The sequence below is a fragment of the Shigella sonnei genome (assembly GCF_002950395.1).
Taxonomy (GTDB): domain Bacteria; phylum Pseudomonadota; class Gammaproteobacteria; order Enterobacterales; family Enterobacteriaceae; genus ECMA0423.
The window spans coordinates 3554841-3572385 of record NZ_CP026802.1; the positions used below are offsets into that span (position 1 = coordinate 3554841).

At 52.1% G+C, this 17545-nt stretch carries 18 protein-coding genes; 1 reads left to right on the forward strand and 17 read right to left on the reverse strand.

Annotated features, from left to right (window positions below; genetic code table 11):
• Positions 1-102: 102 nt before the first annotated feature.
• The 11 genes from sbp to C1P89_RS18465 all read right to left on the reverse strand — a co-directional run bounded on the left by sbp (position 103) and on the right by C1P89_RS18465 (position 10294).
• Positions 103-1092 (reverse strand): sulfate/thiosulfate ABC transporter substrate-binding protein Sbp, encoded by a 990-nt coding sequence (sbp, locus tag C1P89_RS18415; RefSeq protein ID WP_001045689.1) that lies wholly within the window; start codon positions 1090-1092, stop codon positions 103-105.
• A 319-nt stretch (positions 1093-1411) separates the two neighbouring features.
• Positions 1412-2374 (reverse strand): 6-phosphofructokinase, encoded by a 963-nt coding sequence (gene pfkA, locus C1P89_RS18420; RefSeq protein WP_000591795.1) that lies wholly within the window; start codon positions 2372-2374, stop codon positions 1412-1414.
• A gap of 180 nt (positions 2375-2554) precedes the next feature.
• Entirely contained in the window at positions 2555-3457 is a 903-nt protein-coding gene (fieF, locus tag C1P89_RS18425; protein WP_001076748.1) for a CDF family cation-efflux transporter FieF, read from the reverse strand.
• A 234-nt stretch (positions 3458-3691) separates the two neighbouring features.
• Positions 3692-3910, reverse strand: coding sequence for a prophage transcriptional regulator OgrK (gene ogrK, locus C1P89_RS18430; RefSeq protein WP_000468308.1), 219 nt, complete (start codon positions 3908-3910; stop codon positions 3692-3694).
• A gap of 81 nt (positions 3911-3991) precedes the next feature.
• Complete coding sequence (locus tag C1P89_RS18435; protein WP_000882946.1) at positions 3992-5155, reverse strand: phage late control D family protein; 1164 nt, start codon at positions 5153-5155, stop codon at positions 3992-3994.
• Positions 5155-5634: a phage tail protein gene (locus C1P89_RS18440; RefSeq protein WP_000978905.1), complete on the reverse strand. Its 480-nt coding sequence runs from the start codon at positions 5632-5634 to the stop codon at positions 5155-5157. The genes C1P89_RS18435 and C1P89_RS18440 overlap by 1 nt, the downstream gene beginning before the upstream one ends.
• Before the next feature lie 14 nt (positions 5635-5648).
• The gene (locus tag C1P89_RS18445) at positions 5649-8096 is read right to left on the reverse strand and encodes a phage tail tape measure protein (RefSeq protein ID WP_000069907.1); all 2448 of its coding nucleotides are present in this window, start codon (positions 8094-8096) and stop codon (positions 5649-5651) included.
• Entirely contained in the window at positions 8089-8244 is a 156-nt protein-coding gene (locus C1P89_RS18450; protein ID WP_000174594.1) for a GpE family phage tail protein, read from the reverse strand. The genes C1P89_RS18445 and C1P89_RS18450 overlap by 8 nt, the downstream gene beginning before the upstream one ends.
• On the reverse strand, positions 8241-8516 hold the full coding sequence (locus tag C1P89_RS18455; RefSeq protein ID WP_001031307.1) for a phage tail assembly protein: 276 nt from the start codon (positions 8514-8516) through the stop codon (positions 8241-8243). The genes C1P89_RS18450 and C1P89_RS18455 overlap by 4 nt, the downstream gene beginning before the upstream one ends.
• Before the next feature lie 56 nt (positions 8517-8572).
• A complete protein-coding gene (locus C1P89_RS18460; protein WP_001251408.1) occupies positions 8573-9091 on the reverse strand; it encodes a phage major tail tube protein in 519 nt (172 codons plus the stop codon).
• A 12-nt stretch (positions 9092-9103) separates the two neighbouring features.
• A complete protein-coding gene (locus C1P89_RS18465; protein WP_001286722.1) occupies positions 9104-10294 on the reverse strand; it encodes a phage tail sheath protein in 1191 nt (396 codons plus the stop codon).
• A gap of 410 nt (positions 10295-10704) precedes the next feature.
• Between C1P89_RS18465 and C1P89_RS18470 the strand changes: the two genes are divergently transcribed.
• Positions 10705-12123, forward strand: coding sequence for a hypothetical protein (locus C1P89_RS18470; protein ID WP_000220361.1), 1419 nt, complete (start codon positions 10705-10707; stop codon positions 12121-12123).
• 114 nt (positions 12124-12237) lie between these two features.
• Here the strand turns inward: C1P89_RS18470 and C1P89_RS18475 are convergent, their stop codons facing one another.
• The 6 genes from C1P89_RS18475 to C1P89_RS18500 are packed head-to-tail and all read right to left on the reverse strand — an operon-like array spanning position 12238 to position 17513.
• On the reverse strand, positions 12238-12765 hold the full coding sequence (locus tag C1P89_RS18475; RefSeq protein ID WP_001164094.1) for a tail fiber assembly protein: 528 nt from the start codon (positions 12763-12765) through the stop codon (positions 12238-12240).
• 3 nt (positions 12766-12768) lie between these two features.
• A complete protein-coding gene (locus C1P89_RS18480) occupies positions 12769-15087 on the reverse strand; it encodes a tail fiber protein (RefSeq protein ID WP_000104740.1) in 2319 nt (772 codons plus the stop codon).
• A 10-nt stretch (positions 15088-15097) separates the two neighbouring features.
• Positions 15098-15628, reverse strand: coding sequence for a phage tail protein I (locus tag C1P89_RS18485; protein WP_001285314.1), 531 nt, complete (start codon positions 15626-15628; stop codon positions 15098-15100).
• The gene (locus tag C1P89_RS18490) at positions 15621-16529 is read right to left on the reverse strand and encodes a baseplate assembly protein (RefSeq protein WP_001121485.1); all 909 of its coding nucleotides are present in this window, start codon (positions 16527-16529) and stop codon (positions 15621-15623) included. Before C1P89_RS18490 ends, C1P89_RS18485 begins: the two co-directional genes overlap by 8 nt.
• Positions 16530-16533: 4 nt before the next feature.
• Positions 16534-16881 carry a GPW/gp25 family protein gene (locus C1P89_RS18495; protein WP_000127151.1) on the reverse strand — a complete coding sequence of 116 codons (348 nt, stop codon included), beginning with the start codon at positions 16879-16881 and terminating at the stop codon, positions 16534-16536.
• Positions 16878-17513, reverse strand: a complete 636-nt coding sequence (locus C1P89_RS18500) for a phage baseplate assembly protein V (RefSeq protein WP_001093711.1) — start codon at positions 17511-17513, stop codon at positions 16878-16880. Before C1P89_RS18500 ends, C1P89_RS18495 begins: the two co-directional genes overlap by 4 nt.
• Positions 17514-17545: the final 32 nt, after the last annotated feature.

The following is a 17545-nucleotide window of genomic DNA, read 5'->3' on the forward strand; positions in this document are numbered from 1 at the left end:
TTTTCCCTGTACCTCAAAGAGATGCAAGGGTAACGCAAAATCGTGACAAATAAAAAACCCGGTCGCGAGAAACCACCGGGTTTGATAATTATCCTGGGGAAATCAGCGTTTGCTGATCTGATCGAACGTACCGCCGTTAGCAAAATGCTCTTTTTGCGCTTTCGTCCAGCCGCCGAACTCTTCATCAATGGTGAATAACTTCAGCTTTGGAAACGCATTTTCGTACTTTTTCGCTACTTCAGCGTCGCGCGGACGGTAGTAGTTTTTCGCGGCAATTTCCTGACCTTCTGGCGAGTAGAGATATTTCAGGTAGGCTTCCGCCACCTCTTTGGTGCCTTTTTTCTCGACCACTTTATCGACCACCGACACGGTTGGCTCTGCGAGGATAGACTCACTCGGCGTGACGATTTCGAATTTATCTTTCCCCAGTTCATTCGCTGCCAGCAGAGCTTCGTTTTCCCAGGCGATCAGTACATCGCCAATCCCGCGCTCGACAAAGGTGTTAGTGGAGCCGCGCGCGCCAGAATCCAGAACTTCGACGTTTTTATACAGTGCCCGAACAAAATCCTGTGCTTTTGCCTGATCGTTGTTGTTGTGATGCAGCGCGTAGCCCCAGGCAGCCAGGTAGTTCCAGCGTGCGCCACCAGAGCTTTTCGGATTAGGCGTGATCACCGAAACACCCGGTTTAATCAGATCGTTCCAGTCATGGATCTGCTTCGGATTGCCCTTACGCACCAGGAAAACAATGGTGGAAGTGTACGGTGCGGAGTTATCCGGCAGACGTTTGATCCACTCTTTATCAATCCGCCCGCGTTCCGCAATCGCGTCCACGTCATAGGCCAGAGCCAGCGTGACAACATCAGCTTCAATACCGTTGATTACCGACGTCGCTTGTTTACCTGAACCACCGTGTGACTGACGAATCACCACGTTATCACCAGTTTGCTGTTTCCAGTGGGCGCTGAATGCCTTGTTGTACTGTTCGTACAATTCGCGCGTTGGATCATATGAAACGTTAAGAAGCTGAATATCCTTTGCCATAACGCTGGTTGCCGCCAGCAAAAATGTTAACCCTACGCCCCACTTGTTCATCGCCCGACTCTCTTATGTTGTGTTGTGATGAGCAAAGCGTGCCAGAAGGTTAACCAAACATTAAAGAATAAAAAAAGATTGGCTATAACTTGCGGGTATATGTTGAGGGATTAAAAAGGCGGAAGAAATCCGCCTCATATTGCTGACAAAGTGCGCTTTGTCCATGCCGGATGCGGCGCGAACGCCTTATCCGGCCTACAAAAGTTTGCAAATTCAATAAATTGCAGAATTCATGTAGGCCTGATAAGCGAAGCGCATCAGGCATTTTTGCTTCTGTCATCGGTTTCAGGCTAAAGGAATCTGCCTTTTTCCGAAATCATTAATACAGTTTTTTCGCGCAGTCCAGCCAGTCACCTTTGAACGGACGCTTCATGTTTTCGATAGCGTCGATGATGTCGTGGTGAACCAGCTGTTCGTTCTGGATACCTACACAACGACCGCCGTAACCTGCCAGCAGCAGATCGATAGCGTAAGCGCCCATACGGGAAGCCAGAATACGGTCGTAAGGCACCGGAGAACCACCGCGCTGGATGTGGCCCAGCACAGTTGCGCGGGTTTCACGACCGGTTTCTTTCTCGATGAAATGCGCCAGTTCGTCAACATCACACATATGTTCGGTAATCGCCACGATCGCGTGTTTTTTACCTTTCGCGATACCCGCTTTGATTTCGTTTACCAGGTCTTCACGGCTGAATTCAACTTCCGGAACCACAACGAATTCACAGCCACCGGCAATGGCCGCAGCCAACGTCAGATCGCCACAATAACGGCCCATCACTTCCACCACGGAAATACGCTGGTGAGAAGAAGAGGTGTCACGCAGACGGTCGATCGCTTCTACAACGGTGCTCAGCGCAGTGAAGAAACCGATAGTGTAGTCAGTGCCTTTGATGTCGTTGTCGATAGTGCCCGGCAGACCGATGCACGGGAAGCCCATTTCGGTCAGACGCATTGCACCCATGTAGGAACCGTCACCGCCGATAACCACCAGCGCGTCGATACCACGTTTTTTCAGGTTTTCGATAGCCACGGCGCGGATGTTCTCGTCGCGGAATTCCGGGAAGCGCGCAGAACCGAGGAACGTACCGCCACGGTTGATCATGTCAGAAACGCTGTAACGGTCTAGCTGTACCATACGGTCTTCATACAGACCCAGATAGCCGTCATAAATGCCCATTACTTCCAGACCTTCTGTCAGCGCAGAACGAACAACCCCGCGAATTGCGGCGTTCATGCCTGGCGCATCACCGCCGCTTGTCAACACACCGATTTTCTTAATCATGACTACCTCTGAACTTTGGAATGCAAAATAAAATCTGTTGCCGGAAGTCTTCTTGCACATCGAAGTGATCCAACGAATGTGCAAATAGTATAACAATCACTTCCTGCTGAATTGATTCAGGTCAGGCCAAATGGCGGTATTTTATACACAAAATGCGGGTCTGGCTCTCTTTTATACTGATTATGAAAGCATAGACCGTTTACCCTCCCTGGGTACGACGGAACAGGGGTCCTGATGGATAATTACATCCGATCCCGGAAAACGCCGTAAAATAGCCTGCTCTACCTGATCCGCCACCATATGTGCCTGAACCAAAGGCAGAGAGTCTTCCATTTCCAAATGAATCTGAATAAAGCGGGTCGGCCCTGACTGCCGCGTGCGAAGATCGTGAGCGCCGCTAACACCCGGCCAGGAAGTCACGATATCAATAATTTCTTGCCGTTCCTCATCAGGCAATGCGCGATCCAGTAATGACTGTACCGCCTCATATCCCATGCGTAACGCGCTATATAAAATATAGATGCCGATTCCCAATGCAAACAGAGCATCGGCGCGATGCCAGCCGTACCAGGACAACCCCAGCGCCAGCAGAATTGCGCCGTTCATCATAACATCAGACTGGTAATGTAGCATATCAGCCCGCACCGCCTGGCTTTGCGTCCGGCGCACCACCCACCGCTGAAACGAGACAAGGATAATCGTACAAATTAGCGCCACAATTGTCACGATAACCCCGACGCCTGGATCTGTCATCGGTGTTGGAGATACCAGATGTTGAATACCCGTCAAAAACAGGAATAGTGCCGAACCGGAGATAAACATACTTTGCGCCAGCGCCGCGAGGGACTCAGCTTTACCGTGACCAAACGAGTGATTATCGTCGGCAGGTTGCAGGGAATATCGCACCACCAGTAAATTCGTCAACGACGCGCCGATATCCACCAGCGAATCCACCAGCGCGGCGAGAATACTCACCGACCCGGTATACCACCATGCAAAAATTTTAATCAGCAATAGCAGCGAAGCCATCGCCGTCGCAGCAATCGCCGCCCGACTGACCAGCCGTCCATAAGATTGATTCATAAATACTCCCGCTATCAACTGACGCTAGTATAACGGAAGCAAATCATCTGCAATGCATTAAGCAGCAGGCAAATTGAGGATAAAAAAACCCCCACATCATGTGGGGGAAGACAGGGATGGTGTCACAAAAAAGTACCTAACCTGATGATATAAATGGATTTATGTCAACCGCTGTCCACATAGCGTCCACATCGACCATAAATAAGCCCCTCAACTGAGGGGCTATTTTTTTGATCACATCCACATAATTTGCTGCCCTGACGGCAACGGGTGCGGCCTTACGGCGTGGACTTCTCCCGGCTTCACGATGTATCGCTGTACCGACTCATAAGTGATGAACGTGGCGCTGCAATTCACGTTCTGGCACTGGTGATAACGCTCTTTTGTCGTGTCAGTGATATAGCGACTTGTACGCGCATGTGCGGCATGCTGGCATAAAGGACAATGAAACATCGCGAGCACCTCTTCCGGTTTTGTTGATGGTGCCATTTTAGTTAATTTATCCTTATAAAACAAACAGATAAATAAACCACGTCACTCATCATCTTCTGTTTCGTACTCCACATCAGAAAGCCTTACCTCAAGCTCCAAGGACGTCGTGAAGCCGCTATTATTGAGACAATGTGTCACCTTAGTGATGGTCCAGTCCTGCTCGTCTATGACGCGCTTAAAGCCTGACACTTTAACCGGTGTTTCCGTGTAAATATCTGCACGACCGGTAGCCAGGCTGATGGAGAACTCCGCTACACCCCGTTGCAGTTTATCCCACTTCGCCTGAGCGGCGCGCATGGCCTGCGCTTTTGTGGCATATACCGTGGTCAGGGCAAAAACGTTGTCAGCTTCACCGGCCATGTATTCACCTTCGCGCGCTTCCGGTACTTTTGGCGCTTTCTTCTGCGTGACCGGTTTCGCTTTCGGGTGCTCCAGTGCGCGCAGGTGTTTTTCTTTCTTTTTGCGTTTCAGTTTTACCTTCTGCTTTTGCGGCTTCGGGTCTTTGGTGTGTAACCACTTTGCCGTTACGCCGGTGTAAGCTCCACGGTCAGCAATCGCAAAATGATGACGGTCGCCGTCGCTGCGGGTGATGGTAATCTGCGGGATTTTTTTACCGCTGGCCGTCACCCCCTGCCCCGCTTTGAGAAACAGCAGTTTTCCCATTTTTACCGACACCTCGCCGCCGTTGCGTTCAGCAAGACGGGTCAGGAATTTCGCATCAGACTCCTGCGACTGGTCGATGTGTGGAATTTTTATTCCGGCCAGTGACGGAGCGACACTGGCTTCCAGCCTGTTACGGGAGGCTATCGCCTCAACAATCGCACCGAGCGTAATGTCATGCCATGAGCCTTCACGGCGGGAATTGAGCGTCCCGCGAAAATCTGCACTCCGGGCGCGGATGGTGACCACATCCGGCGCGCCCCGGTGTTCAACCTCATCAACGGTAAATTTCCCTTTGCATACCAGGGCAAAACCTTTCCAGCCGATATACACCGTCAGGACAGCGCCACGAACCGGCAGCCCGACCTGCCCGTCGGCATCGTTCAGTTCAATATCAAGCTGGTCAGCCTCAAAGCCCCGGTTATCCGTCAGGGTCATGCTCATCAGACGGTCGCTGATATTGCCGGTAATATCCCTGCTGTCGAGCATCAGCATGTAATCCGGCGTCAGCGTACTGCCTGCATCAAATGTCAGCGCATCCAGCATTATCCCGCCCCCGTCATACCCGTGAATTTAGTCGCCATACTGCCAGCCTTACCGATGAGCGATTCCGCCTGTTTACCGATATCGCCATAAAGCGCGGCCAGTGACTCATCAACGCGGGTGAGCGACAGCGTAAAATCAATTTTCCGTGGTGTGCCGTCTGCAAAGAAAATACTCCCTGTTTCACTCACCTTGCTGATGACATACATGCCGTAAATCATGCCGGTGCCATCCAGCAACGGCCACGCCCGGCCTTCCTCTGCCATCAGTCTGAGCGTGGTCATCGTCAGCTTTCCGCCAGTCAGTTCGGGATAAAGCACACCGGCAAGTGTGATGTTCTCCTCACCTACACCGAGAAACTGATAGGCATCCCGTTTACCGATACGGGAATTTGACGGCCAGCGATAATCTGATTCACGCTGCATGGTCTGGTGTGGCAGCGTCTGGCGCATAAAAACAAACATACCTAACGCGAGCATCATTTTTCGTCACCTCCTTAACCGTCATGCATCATGCTGGCACGGGCGCGCGCACGTTTATCCCGCTCGTATTTTTCGAGCGCATCCTGTAACTGGCGGTCAAGCTGTGTCCCCGGTGCAGTACCACCCGTCAGGCTGATGTGATATTCGTTTTTACTCTGGTCCACATAAGAGCGGCCAGCCGGTGCCGTGACCGGCTGATAAGCCTGATAGCCTGCATAAGAGCTGGTCGCCGGAATATAACCACCGGTGCCATACGTGGCGGCATGAGTTCTGGCGGCGGTCTGGTCAAGTGTGTCTGACTCTTTGTTGATGACCCCGAGCTTTTCCAGTACCCAGTCAATGCCGCTGCGCAATTTGTTGAACGCATTAAGCGGCAGCATCAGCGCGTCAGCCAGTGCCTGCCCGAACATGACGCCCGTGTCACGGCAACGGTTCAGGGTGTCCTGGGTGGCTTTGACCGGGGCAATCAGGTTTTTAAACCACTGCCACGCAGCCTGTAACTTTTCGCCCAGCCAGTCAAACACCGGTTTCAGTGGCGTGAACAGCTCCCCCACCGGCGCAAATGCCGCTTTCAGCCCTTCAACCACACCGCCAAAGAATGCGCTGACAGGCTCCCAGTATTTACGGATAAGCAACGCCCCGGCGACAATGGCGGCCACCACAGCCACAACCGGCCAGCTAATCGCCCCGATGGCCGTCATAACGGCACTACCAACCGTCGTGAAGATTGCCCCCATTGCGCCTGCTGCCGCGATGATGGCATTGATGCCGGTGATAACCGGCCAGGCTACAAGACCAATTGCACCGATGATGCCAGTCAGCGCCAGCGCGCCACCGGCAATGAGGCCAATGGTTGACGCCAGTGATTTGTTTTTCTGTACCCAGCCGTCGAGTTTTAACACATACTTTGTGGCCGTCTGCGTGAGCTTACGTAGCGCGCCTTCCTGCTGGTCAAACAGGTCTGTCCCCACCGCCTCATAAGCGGACTGAAACTCCTTAAAGTCACCGCCGAGGTTGTCCTGCATGATATTTACCAGCTCTGCGGTCTTCCCGTCTGAGGCTTTAAACGCAGCGGTCAGTTTGTCCAGCTTTCCGGTTGACGCGGCAGTCATCAGCACAGCGGCGGCTGAGCTGGCCTCCTCCCCGAAAATGGTTTTCATGTATTCGGCCTGCTGGGCAGTACCGAGCCGGTTTTTCTCAAAGCTGGCCTGCATTTCTTTCAGAATGGTAAATACTGGTCGGGTGTTTCCCTTACTGTCTGAGGTTTTCACGCCAAGCTCTTTGAGTGCATCCCATGCTTTTCCAGTCGGTGCCTGCAGGCGACTTAACACGGCACGGCTTCCCGTCCCCGCCATTGAGCCTGTGATTTTTGCATCATGCAGCGCCCCGACCATTGCGGCGGTTTCTTCAATGCTGACACCGGCATTTTTTGCCACTGGTGCGGCATAGGTCAGCGCATCGCTCATGCCGTCAAAATCAGCGGCGGTTTTGTTCATCGTCATGGAGAGAACATCCCCGATATGAGCGACCTTATCGTTTGAAAGCTGAAAGGCGGATTTCATCCCCATCAGCAGGGCGGCGTTTTCTTCCATTGTGCGGCGGTTCGCCAGCGCCATATTCAGCGTGACCGGCGTTGCCGCCTGAATGGCATCAACATCCCCACCCGCTTTCGCAATGATAATCTGTGCACCGGCCGCATCATCCGCTGAGGCGGCGGTGTTGTCACCGAGCTGGCGCGCCTGCTTGCGGAGTGCAGCCATTTCGGCGGAGTCTTTTGCCACACCGAGCACAGCCTGCAATTCTGAGTTTTTCTGCGCAAACTCATAACCTGGCATCAGCAGCTTAACTCCGGCTATCGTTCCCGCAGCAGCAATCCCCACACCGGCAGCGCCCACTGAGGCCATATTTCCGGCCAGTTCCTTTCCGGCCTGATAACGCTGTTTGACTGCGTTAAGTTTTGCCTGTTGCGCACTGACACGCGCCAGCGCGTCACGCTGCCGGTTAAGCTGGGCGGTGGTTTCACTGATACGGTTTTTCAGTCCCTGCTCATCATGTGCAAGATTGCGGGTATTAATTCCCACAGCGGCCAGTTCCCGCTGCTGGCGTTTAACGGAATCTGTCAGGCGGTTATATTTCGCCTGTAAGTCCTCCGCCGCACGCTTTGCGGATTCCAGCACTTTCGCCTGAGCACGGGTCGGGCGTTCGGTGTTTTTAAACTGTGTGGCAAGGGCTTCGGCCTCCTGCCGTGCCTTTTCAAGTGCATGACCAGTCACGGCGAGCTGTGCACTGGTCTTGCGGAATCCCTCAATACGGGATGCGTGACCGTTCAGCTCGCGCAGTGATTTTTGTGTTTCCCGGATATCCCCCGACAGCAACTTACTCGCTCTGCGGATGGATTTAAACGGGCGGGACGCCTGGTCAACAGCCCTGAGCAATACCTGTAATTTTACATTGTTACTCATTCGTGTTTCCGCTTCGCCTGAGCGCCTTTTCGCGCCATGTGATGAGTTCGGTCAGGCTCATGGGATACAGTTCTGATGGCGGCCAGTGAAATATCACTGCCACATCCGCCATCAGGTCATCGACCGACAGATTTTTCGGAAGCGTCACTGCACCGAGTTCGGCGACAAAAAACCGACCACCTTACCGGCCAGCGCCACAAGGTCAGGCAGTTCCAGCGCGGCGACTTCCTGCTCGGTCAGCATCGGTGCCGTCATGCGCGGCAGCACCTTAATCAGTGCATCGACTTCTGAGTTTGCGACCGCAGCCAGACTGACACCGCGCAGCGTCCCCGCACTGGGTTTCATCAGCGTGACCTGTTCGATAACCTGCTCACCACGCTTGACCGGATTGTCCAGGGTAATCACATTTTCTTTGTTCATGGTTTTCTCACTTCTGAATCGGGGTTAACCGGTCAGCCAGGCTGACCGGATGAAAATTACAGGCCGATATTGCGGCGGTGTTGCTCCAGCCGGTCGACGCCGTTCACCTTCTCAATCATGTTGATGGTGTCGATTTCGACCAGCTCCTTACCGTCCATCGTCAGCCGGAAATAGGTGCAGACCACGGAGATTTTCGACTCGGTGTCTTCTCCCTGTTTACCCTCGCCGGTGTCGATTTCTTTCTGACGGCCACGCATGACCACCTCTACGGCCACCGTTTCGCCGGTATCGTCACGCTGGTAAGAGCCTGCAAAACGAATCGGCACGGCATCCACACCGGTTGCGGCGTAAAGCTCCCAGATAACCGAATCCGGGAAGCCCCCGAGCGACCACTCCATTGACAGCGCATCGTCATCAAGGCCGAGGTCTACCGGTGCGCTTCCGTTCATCCCCGCACCGCGATAGTTTTCGAGTTTACGGGTCAGTTTTGGCAGCGTGACGGACTTTGCAACGCCCTGATAGCTGTAGCCGTTCAGAAAGACGTTCATTAACTTGAGTTTGCGCGGCATTGCCATCGGTCAGGCTCCTTAATTGCTGTTAACCGAGGTGACCAGATTTGCCAGGTATTTATCGGTAATACGCTGGCGCAGGGTCAGGTTTTCAAGAGGAGGCACCGGGGTATAGTCGTAGTCGATATACAGTTTTCCGGCCTTGAGGGTTTCCGCATCGTTGGATTCTTCGCTGAACCAGCAGGTCGCATCCACGATATAGCCGTTTGTTTTCAGCTCACGGAATTTGGCATTGATGCCGTCAACGATGTCGCGAATCAGCGTTGCGGTGATGGGCTTGTCCACCGCCCACATGTGCGCCTCAGCCATCGTGTCGGCCAGCACCTGCGCGGTGCGGGTGTAGTTTTCAAAGAGGAACAGCGGGTCATCAGAGCAGGTACGGTTACCCCAGAAGCGGAAACCGTCACGGCGAATCAGCGTTGTGACGCCTGACTCGTTAAGCAGGTCAGCATCGGTGCCGGACTCCTGCAAATCCCAGAATACGGACGCGCTGATGCCGGTAACACCGTTCACCCCGACGTTGGACAGCGTTTTATGCCAGCCCTGCTCCTGGTCGATTTTAGCGCGCAGACCCAGCGCACGGGCGGTGGCATACGCGGTGGCGGTGGTACTGGCGACCGTATCCCATGCGAGGAAATCCGGCCAGATGACCATCAGCTCACGCTGGCTGAAATTCTGACGGTAGGCTTTCACCTCGGAAACGGTCTTACAGCCCCATGCGCTGATATACCCGAAAGCGCGCAGCTTCTGACAGACTGATGCCAGTGCAACAGCCACCTCTTTGGTGTCCAGTCCCGGCACGCCGAGAATACGCGGTTTAACACCGGTTACCGACTCCGCCGCCAGCAGGGCTTTCAGTCCGGTGTACTGACCGTTTTCGTCGGTGGTGCCGATGATATTGGAAACGGTCTGCGCGAGTTTCGTTTCCTCGTCGTCGCCGGTGCCGTCTTCCACACGCACGACAACGGTGACCGGTTTTGACTGGTCGGCGATGGCCTGCAACGATGCCGCCAGCGTGCCTTTTTTACCGGCCTTTGCAATTGCGCTCTGCACATTGGTAATCAGCACCGGTTTATTGAGGGGGAAGGTTTCCGCATCCGCATCGCTGGCCGTGCAGACCATGCCGACAATGGCAGTGGATACGGTGGAAATGACGCGGGTGCCGTCGTTAATCTCCAGCACCTGCACGCCGTGATGATAGTCACTCATCCGTTTAACTCCGTGGTTAATGGGTGCAACTATTTTCTGTTGGGCAGTGCATGAGACGCTATTTGACCTGGCTGGTCAGTGGATGAAACAACAGATAAAGAAAATGCGGGCAATTCGCCCGCATGTCCTGATTTGTACACACTCATTTTCCGACTGACAGTTTACATAGCCCAAACGCTATCAAATCTGACAGCCTGCTATGAGCGAAAAGCGTTAAATCTCACGATATCTGCTACCGGGAAAAATTTCGATTATCTTCGATGGGAACTTTGATAATGTAGTAAATGCCATTTTCAGCGATCACTTTTCAAGCGTGTGTAAATGATTAATGTTAAAAAATTGACTTCACTGAAATAAGGTTGCTAGTATTTTTGGAGCAACCATTAATGTTTTTTATTTAAGGAATGTAAATGACATACGCACTGATTGATAATTCAACTCTAACTGCAGTCCAAAGAATCGAGGGGAAAGTAAAAACAAGATCGAAGGACTCAGTAGATACAGACATAATAGCATTTGAGAACTATATACAGTCTATTTTGTTCTATGATCACGTTATCGCGGTTGATGATTATATTCCAGAGTACCGTGGGAGTAGGATTTCAAGTTTCAGAGAGATATTATTTCTTGATAAAGCACAATATGGGTTGGATGAAATTGAAAGTGAAGCAAAAAAAATATCTGATGCATTGAAACCTAAAATTCGTGGTGGAACATTTGTTAATGACGATTTTAAAAAACTAATTGAACTTCTTCAGACACATATCATATGTACATGGGACATTAGTTCAAGTGTTTATCATCTAACACTGAAGAACTTATCTGATGGAGGTAAGGAGTTTGAAAAATATGGTAACATTGCTGCTGCCATTTTTTCAGAACTGCGTGATGCTGCTGAGTCTGGTAATAGAACAAATGGCGATGTTGAACTTCTCGATCGATTTGGCAACCCTATTCGCAAGGGGTACAAAGTTCCCGGAGCAAAATGGGGGGATGGCACATCTGCTGGTGAAGCATCAGATGCAATCAAAGCATTCGTGGCTTCGCTTGTATGGCTGGCTAATCGGGCAGTATTTTATTCTCTCACAGCTAAGTACCTTCAAGCAGATACTTTTTTATATCCATTACGTCAGGCGTATCAACAGACATATTTAAGCCAAAACTGTCAGTATGGTTTTGACTATGCTAAACATATTGTAGAAAACTTTTCCACTTCGTTAAGTCATGATCTCATTGATATTCATTCTGGTGGTAAAGCTGTAGCAACAGCAACTTCGCTTCCTTTATTTTCGGCATGGCTCGCAAAAGAAACTGGTGATCCAAGTTGTATTGTTGAAGCTGCTTATAACATAAGGGACAACAACGAATTTGTAAGGGCCCGTGAGAAAATGCGAGAAATAAAGCGCTTGTTTGATGAAAATGAATTGCCTCAAGCTAATAAGTCAGTAAGAGCATTGCTTACTGAAGTATCGAAAGAATCAGATTATATTCGAACTAAGTATGGGCTCAAGACTAGACAAGGTGTACCTGTAACTAAGCTTGTACATGTATACAATACTGTTGCGGCTATTAATTCCCTTCCGAAACTACCGACCTTTAATTTTAAAGTTAAAGTTCCTGATTTCTTATATGATCTTAAAAAACCCAAGGGGTTTCGTGCTCTCTATCGAAATTTGACTAATGATCTTTCTACTGTGTGGTCGTTAGGAGAAGCTCGAGATATTCTTGGAAGTAAAGTTGTGATAGATAATCATGCAAGAATTTACAGTCCGAAGCATGAAGAACCGCGTTTCAAAAACTCTCATTCCCCATATAAGAGCCCGATGTAGCTTAAGAAAAAGACACGCCCACCTTGTGCGTCTACTTCTGGCACAGAGCGGACTCTCAGATTAGGCTTTACTCTGTGCCATAGATATGTAAGCTCACACCAGAGCTCATACAACTTATTGCGGCATTTCCGGCCATTCAGGATTTGCAGGATCCACACGACTGACCAGAACACTGTAGCGTTCCCATGCCTCCAGTCGACTGCGCTCCTCATCTGTTGCCATATTCAGCCTGACAGCGCGCTCCAGCGGCAAAATCACGGATTCAGCATCTGCAAGAAGTCTGGCTTTCCGATTTTCTGCCTGCTGCTGCAATTCCTCTGCCGTATAAATTCGTTTAATCACTGTACAGTCCTTAAACATCCAGTTCCCTGAAATGTCCGCCCGTCGGTTAGCAGTAATATCCGGCACTTCAACAACACTTAATCCATCCGGTCTGATAGCTGTCACATCCTTTTCCACATAGCGGATAATATTATCTTTGTCGTACGCTATTTTTATCGTGTCATCAGCAAAATACTTTTGTTCTTCGTACCAGTTCTTACCATCTTCTGAAAAAAACCAGACAACATCAAAGTCCTTTGTCAATTGATATTGTTCAACCGTTTTTGGATTACCTGCCGTTATATTTATCAAATGCTGCATAAATTATACCTGTGCCACGTTATACCAAGTCCCGTTAATGTATTTCTGCACCGGTCTGTAATATACGCCACCAATGTTATCGGCAGAGTTTGAGCCGGTATCCTGAACAATAATGCCGGAATATACACACCCGGACGGTGCCTGATGTGTCCATGTCATACCATTGTTCGCAGGTTTGTATGTGGCAGCACCACCAAGCCGGATATCCCGGACATAGCGTGAATCAAAGTTGCCATAGTTAGATGGTGATACCTGCCCGTTAACAGCAAAAGTGATGCTGTTATCTGTATTTCTCTGACTGTAAAAATGCCAGCCTGCATCATCACCTAATTCAGCCACCACAGGACGACTTGAGTTTCCCCACAAATTGAATGCGGCTTCCTTCGTGGATGTATTGCTGCTGCTGACCGTGAACTTTTTCCCGCTACCGGCACGTACTTTGGTACTTGAGACAATATCACCTGTAACACTCAGGCCATGCCCCATTGACACTCCGCCATTGGCGTTATTGATAGTCAGCGGTCTTAAGCCGTTCCATGTCCCAAATTTATCGCCAGAGGCCGTCAGCATTAAATATGTGCTGCCGCCATCATTCCTGATAAAGAATCCATAATTGCCATAAGCAATGCGCAGACCATTAGCACTGAGTGATGTAATTTCACCTCTTGAACGGAGACCATAAGCGGAGCTGAGTGATAATTCTTCCTGAGCGTCATTGTTTCCTGTCGCCCAGCGAATTACCCCGCCCTGAACTGTTTCATGCCAGATAGTATCTCCTTCTCCACCACGAAACTTTCTGAGATATTTTTTGCCGCCTCTGGTGCCTGAACATAAGGCCGTAGACATATAGGCATTCTGGCTTCCGCCATCCTGATTAATCGTTCCGGTCATTGAGTCGCCCTGACGATTCCAGTCACGACGCCAGCCGGGGGAGTAGCCGTCCCCATGATTTATGTAAGTGAATTGCGCGCTGGTTGTACCGCCACCGCTTGATGTTGTTGGCGTGGTCACTCGGATAGTGATTGCAGATTTAGTTCCCATGACCTCGACGACACAACCAGCCAGGTGGATATCACCACATCCGGTATCCGTAATGATTTTGTTATTTGCATATGACCAGGAGCCTTTGCACATCCAGTACGGATGATTAAATGCACCACGGGAATCCAGCCATTCAATAAACTGAGCGGTTGTCCAGTTTCCGGCTTCAGTGCTCAAAGCGCCGCTATAAGCACGACAGGCACCGATATTTTTCGTGAAGGTATCCTTTCCCGGAATATCCGCACCGTTCTGATCTTTCTGAAGACGTTTTTCAGCATTGTCATAGGCAGACTTCACTGCTTTTGGCGTTGCGGCCAGCGTTTCAGAATCGCTGTTGATGGCACTACTTAGCTGGACAAGACCTTTTCGCGCTGTGGTGGCATCCTGTGCAGTGTATTTCCCGTTAGCAAGGTCATACGCTGTCTTAACCGCCTTTGGTGTTGCCGCAAGCGTTTCAGAATCGCTGTTGGTGGCGCTACTGAGCTGGACAAGACCTTTTCGCGCTGTAGTGGCGTCCTGTGCAGTGTATTTCCCGTTAGCAAGGTCATACGCTGTCTTAACCGCCTTTGGCGTTGCCGCAAGCGTTTCAGACGTGCTGTTGGTGGCACTACTGAGCTGGACAAGACCTTTTCGAGCTGTGGTAGCGTCCTGTGCGGTATATTTCCCGTTAGCAAGGTCATAGGCGGCCTTTACCGCTTTCGGCGTTGCGGCCAGTGTTTCAGACGTGCTGTTGGTCGCACTGCTTAACTGAGTAAAACCTTTTGCGGTCAGCGAGGCGTCCGGGTGACGTCGTGACTGTTCGTGCTCTGCAATTTTGTCATCAACGTAATCCTGTGTCGCCATCACCGTTGTGGTGTCAATGGTCAGCTCCACCGAGGCCACACTGCTGACGATGATGACCATGCGACAGGTCTGCGAACGCCCTGAGCCTTCGGCAAGAGCTGGCTTATAACTTTCGGCCATGTTCGCCACGGCAATTAACGTTCCCGCATCATCGTACAGGCCAAGCTCACGCATCCAGAAACCGCCCACCTCCGGCGGAATAACCAGCTCTGCGATAATATAATTACTGTTTCGTTTGTCCTGGCTGATTTTGTTCAGCGTATGTCGCCAGACTTCGTGGATAAGCCCGGTCTGTCCGGCATCCGGGACAGGCAATTTACCACCGCCATCCCCGACGGCCATCGTGGTAATGTTGACCTTCCGCCCTCCCGGTGCGGTTGCCGCTGCCAGCTTTGCTGCACCGGCAGTGGTGATAACGGTTCTGAATTTTGTGCTCATTATTCCTCACTTATCCGGGGTAAACCGTAATTACATCGCCGTCGTAAGCCACACCACCGGCGAACAGGTAGCCGGGAATGTCCCGGGTAATGTTCAGGCCAATAAGATGACGGCTTGCAGGTTTGGCATCAGCAATAAGCCGTTCCATTTCCTGATACATTGCCTCTGTGATGCCGCTTTCCAGTACACCAATATCAAGCCGGAAGGTGCCGGGCGGGTCACTGTTTTCCCACCACTCCGTCACGTTGATGAGATAGCCGAGCGGCTCCACCACACGCCGGATTGCGCCGATAGTGCCTTTATGACAGTGGATGAAATAGGCATCGCGGATAACGGCGCGTTTTGTCGCTTCCGGCCACTTTTCATCCCACCTGTCGACCGAAAACGCCCACGCCAGCCACGGCAGCAGATTTGCCGGACAGGTATCCGGGTTCCACAGTTCACGAATCCTGACCGGCGTTTTTTCAATTTCCGCACAGGCTTTTGCGGCGGCAACTTCAAGCGGTGATGAGCCGGTCGGCAGCAGTCGCGAATCACTCATCCGAGCCTCCGGTCACGACGCGGTATTCGGTACAGAAAGACGCCTGCGTACTGTTGAGCACGATGTCGGCCAGCGGTGCAGTCAGTTCGACACGCTGCACGCCTTCCACATGCAAAGCGGCATAAATGGCAGACAGACGGATGTCGCGCCCCAGCCGGTGCTGTGCCGTGATGTACGCTTCCAGTTTTTTCACGGCAGCAGCGCGTATGGGTTCGCTTTCGGGACCAGGGTAAAGGTAAAGCGTGGCGTTTATCTGGTATTCAACGATGGCGGCAGACTGCACGGTCACGCGGTCGGCCACCGGCCTGACGTCCTCACCATTAAGGGCGTTACGCACCACCGCCAGCAGGTCTTCGGATGCGACACCGTTATTTTCACGTGACAGCACAGAGATGGTGACGCAGGCCGGAGACGGACTGGTTACAGAAATATCCGCGACACGCCCGTCGGCACTGCGACCATGATACTGATAGGCCCCCACCGACCCGGCGACGCTTAAACCTTCAAACGCCTGCTGAATACGCAGACGATAATCCGTGTCAGATTCCATCACTGCCGGTGTCGGCGGGAGGGTCGAATCATCTGCCGGGGTGATAATCAGGCGCGTGGTGTTGTAATTGGCACCAATCACATCAAGGTCATTACCGGCGGCACAGGCCAGCATTACCGCCCGTGCGGCCTCATTCACACGCTGACGCCAGATAAGCTCACGATAAGCATTTTCCTCCAGCAGTTTGACGAGAGGCTCGGATTCCAGCGTCAGGGTACGGGCGACCGCCTCCTGCTGGTCTTCCGGGTAAAGGGAAATCAGTGTCGCCTTGCGTTCGGCAAGAATGGTTTCAAAGTCCAGCTCCTCGACCACATCCGGTGCGGGTAGCTGGTTCAGGTCGATAATCGGCATGGTTTCAACTCACAGGGATGGTTAACGAAAGTGGCTGGCCGGTGTCGTTGTGCTGGCCGGTTAACGTGACCGTCATTCGCCCGTCAAAGCTGCGCGCCGTGGTGACGGATGACAGGGTGACGCGGGCTTCCCATTTCAGCACGGCCATGTAACAGGCGACCTTAATCTGCAACTCAAGCGCCGGGGTCTGCGGCTGGTCAATCATTGACGCCAGCAACGAGCCGTAATCACGACGCATCACCCGTGAGCCGACCGGCGTGCGCAGGATATCGCCGATACTCTGGCTGATATGCTCAAGGTCAGAGACAGTCAGGCCATCACTGCGATTCATTCCGAGATAACGCGCTGTCATAGAGGACTCCCGGTTGTGCCGCCGCTGTCGCCGGGGTGTTTATGGGTATGCAGTACCTTCCCGTTTGATGAGAGTTCACCGCCGGTGTGTTCAATGTTGCCGCGCATCGTCCCGCCCTTCTGCACTTCCAGCGTGCCAGTGATCAGCTTGTTTGTGCAGACCACCTCCGGCGTGTCCAGAGTGACGCGGGTTGATGCTTTCACCGTGACCACCGGCACCGTGGCAGTAACAGAATCAGAAGCCGTCACGCTGGCCGTTTTAATTCCGCTTACCGTGAGTGCACTGGTTTCAGGTTCATACTCAATCACCGCCCCGTCAGGGAAACGGATATGCAGGGCATCCGCCGACGCAGACGGCGCGGGGTTATCACCGGAATAAATCCCCGGCAGAACGAACGCCGTGTCGAGTTCACCGCCTACGGCCAGAATCAGCACCTGTTCCCCCACGGAAGGTGCCCACCATGTGCGCGAACGTCCGGCGCGATGGGTCAGCCACTGAAGCCAGTCGGTGCACATGCCGCCGGTCTGCACACGGCAGCGACCGGCATTAAGGTCGGTTTCGACGATAATGCCGGTGCGGATCATGTTGCGCAGTGCGCGCGCGAGTTCCTGAATATTTGCGAGAGTGTTCATAACGGGAAGGATGCCGCCGGGTCATACCGGCG

Bases quoted from the DNA above. Each gene is read 5' to 3' on its own strand.
- sbp (WP_001045689.1), bottom strand. From the start codon at position 1,092: ATGAACAAGTGGGGCGTAGGGTTAACATTTTTGCTGGCGGCAACCAGC.
- pfkA (WP_000591795.1), bottom strand. From the start codon at position 2,374: ATGATTAAGAAAATCGGTGTGTTGACAAGCGGCGGTGATGCGCCAGGC.
- fieF (WP_001076748.1), bottom strand. From the start codon at position 3,457: ATGAATCAATCTTATGGACGGCTGGTCAGTCGGGCGGCGATTGCTGCG.
- ogrK (WP_000468308.1), bottom strand. From the start codon at position 3,910: ATGTTTCATTGTCCTTTATGCCAGCATGCCGCACATGCGCGTACAAGT.
- C1P89_RS18435 (WP_000882946.1), bottom strand. From the start codon at position 5,155: ATGCTGGATGCGCTGACATTTGATGCAGGCAGTACGCTGACGCCGGAT.
- C1P89_RS18440 (WP_000978905.1), bottom strand. From the start codon at position 5,634: ATGATGCTCGCGTTAGGTATGTTTGTTTTTATGCGCCAGACGCTGCCA.
- C1P89_RS18445 (WP_000069907.1), bottom strand. From the start codon at position 8,096: ATGAGTAACAATGTAAAATTACAGGTATTGCTCAGGGCTGTTGACCAG.
- C1P89_RS18455 (WP_001031307.1), bottom strand. From the start codon at position 8,516: ATGAACAAAGAAAATGTGATTACCCTGGACAATCCGGTCAAGCGTGGT.
- C1P89_RS18460 (WP_001251408.1), bottom strand. From the start codon at position 9,091: ATGGCAATGCCGCGCAAACTCAAGTTAATGAACGTCTTTCTGAACGGC.
- C1P89_RS18465 (WP_001286722.1), bottom strand. From the start codon at position 10,294: ATGAGTGACTATCATCACGGCGTGCAGGTGCTGGAGATTAACGACGGC.
- C1P89_RS18470 (WP_000220361.1), top strand. From the start codon at position 10,705: ATGACATACGCACTGATTGATAATTCAACTCTAACTGCAGTCCAAAGA.
- C1P89_RS18475 (WP_001164094.1), bottom strand. From the start codon at position 12,765: ATGCAGCATTTGATAAATATAACGGCAGGTAATCCAAAAACGGTTGAA.
- C1P89_RS18480 (WP_000104740.1), bottom strand. From the start codon at position 15,087: ATGAGCACAAAATTCAGAACCGTTATCACCACTGCCGGTGCAGCAAAG.
- C1P89_RS18485 (WP_001285314.1), bottom strand. From the start codon at position 15,628: ATGAGTGATTCGCGACTGCTGCCGACCGGCTCATCACCGCTTGAAGTT.
- C1P89_RS18490 (WP_001121485.1), bottom strand. From the start codon at position 16,529: ATGCCGATTATCGACCTGAACCAGCTACCCGCACCGGATGTGGTCGAG.
- C1P89_RS18495 (WP_000127151.1), bottom strand. From the start codon at position 16,881: ATGACAGCGCGTTATCTCGGAATGAATCGCAGTGATGGCCTGACTGTC.
- C1P89_RS18500 (WP_001093711.1), bottom strand. From the start codon at position 17,513: ATGAACACTCTCGCAAATATTCAGGAACTCGCGCGCGCACTGCGCAAC.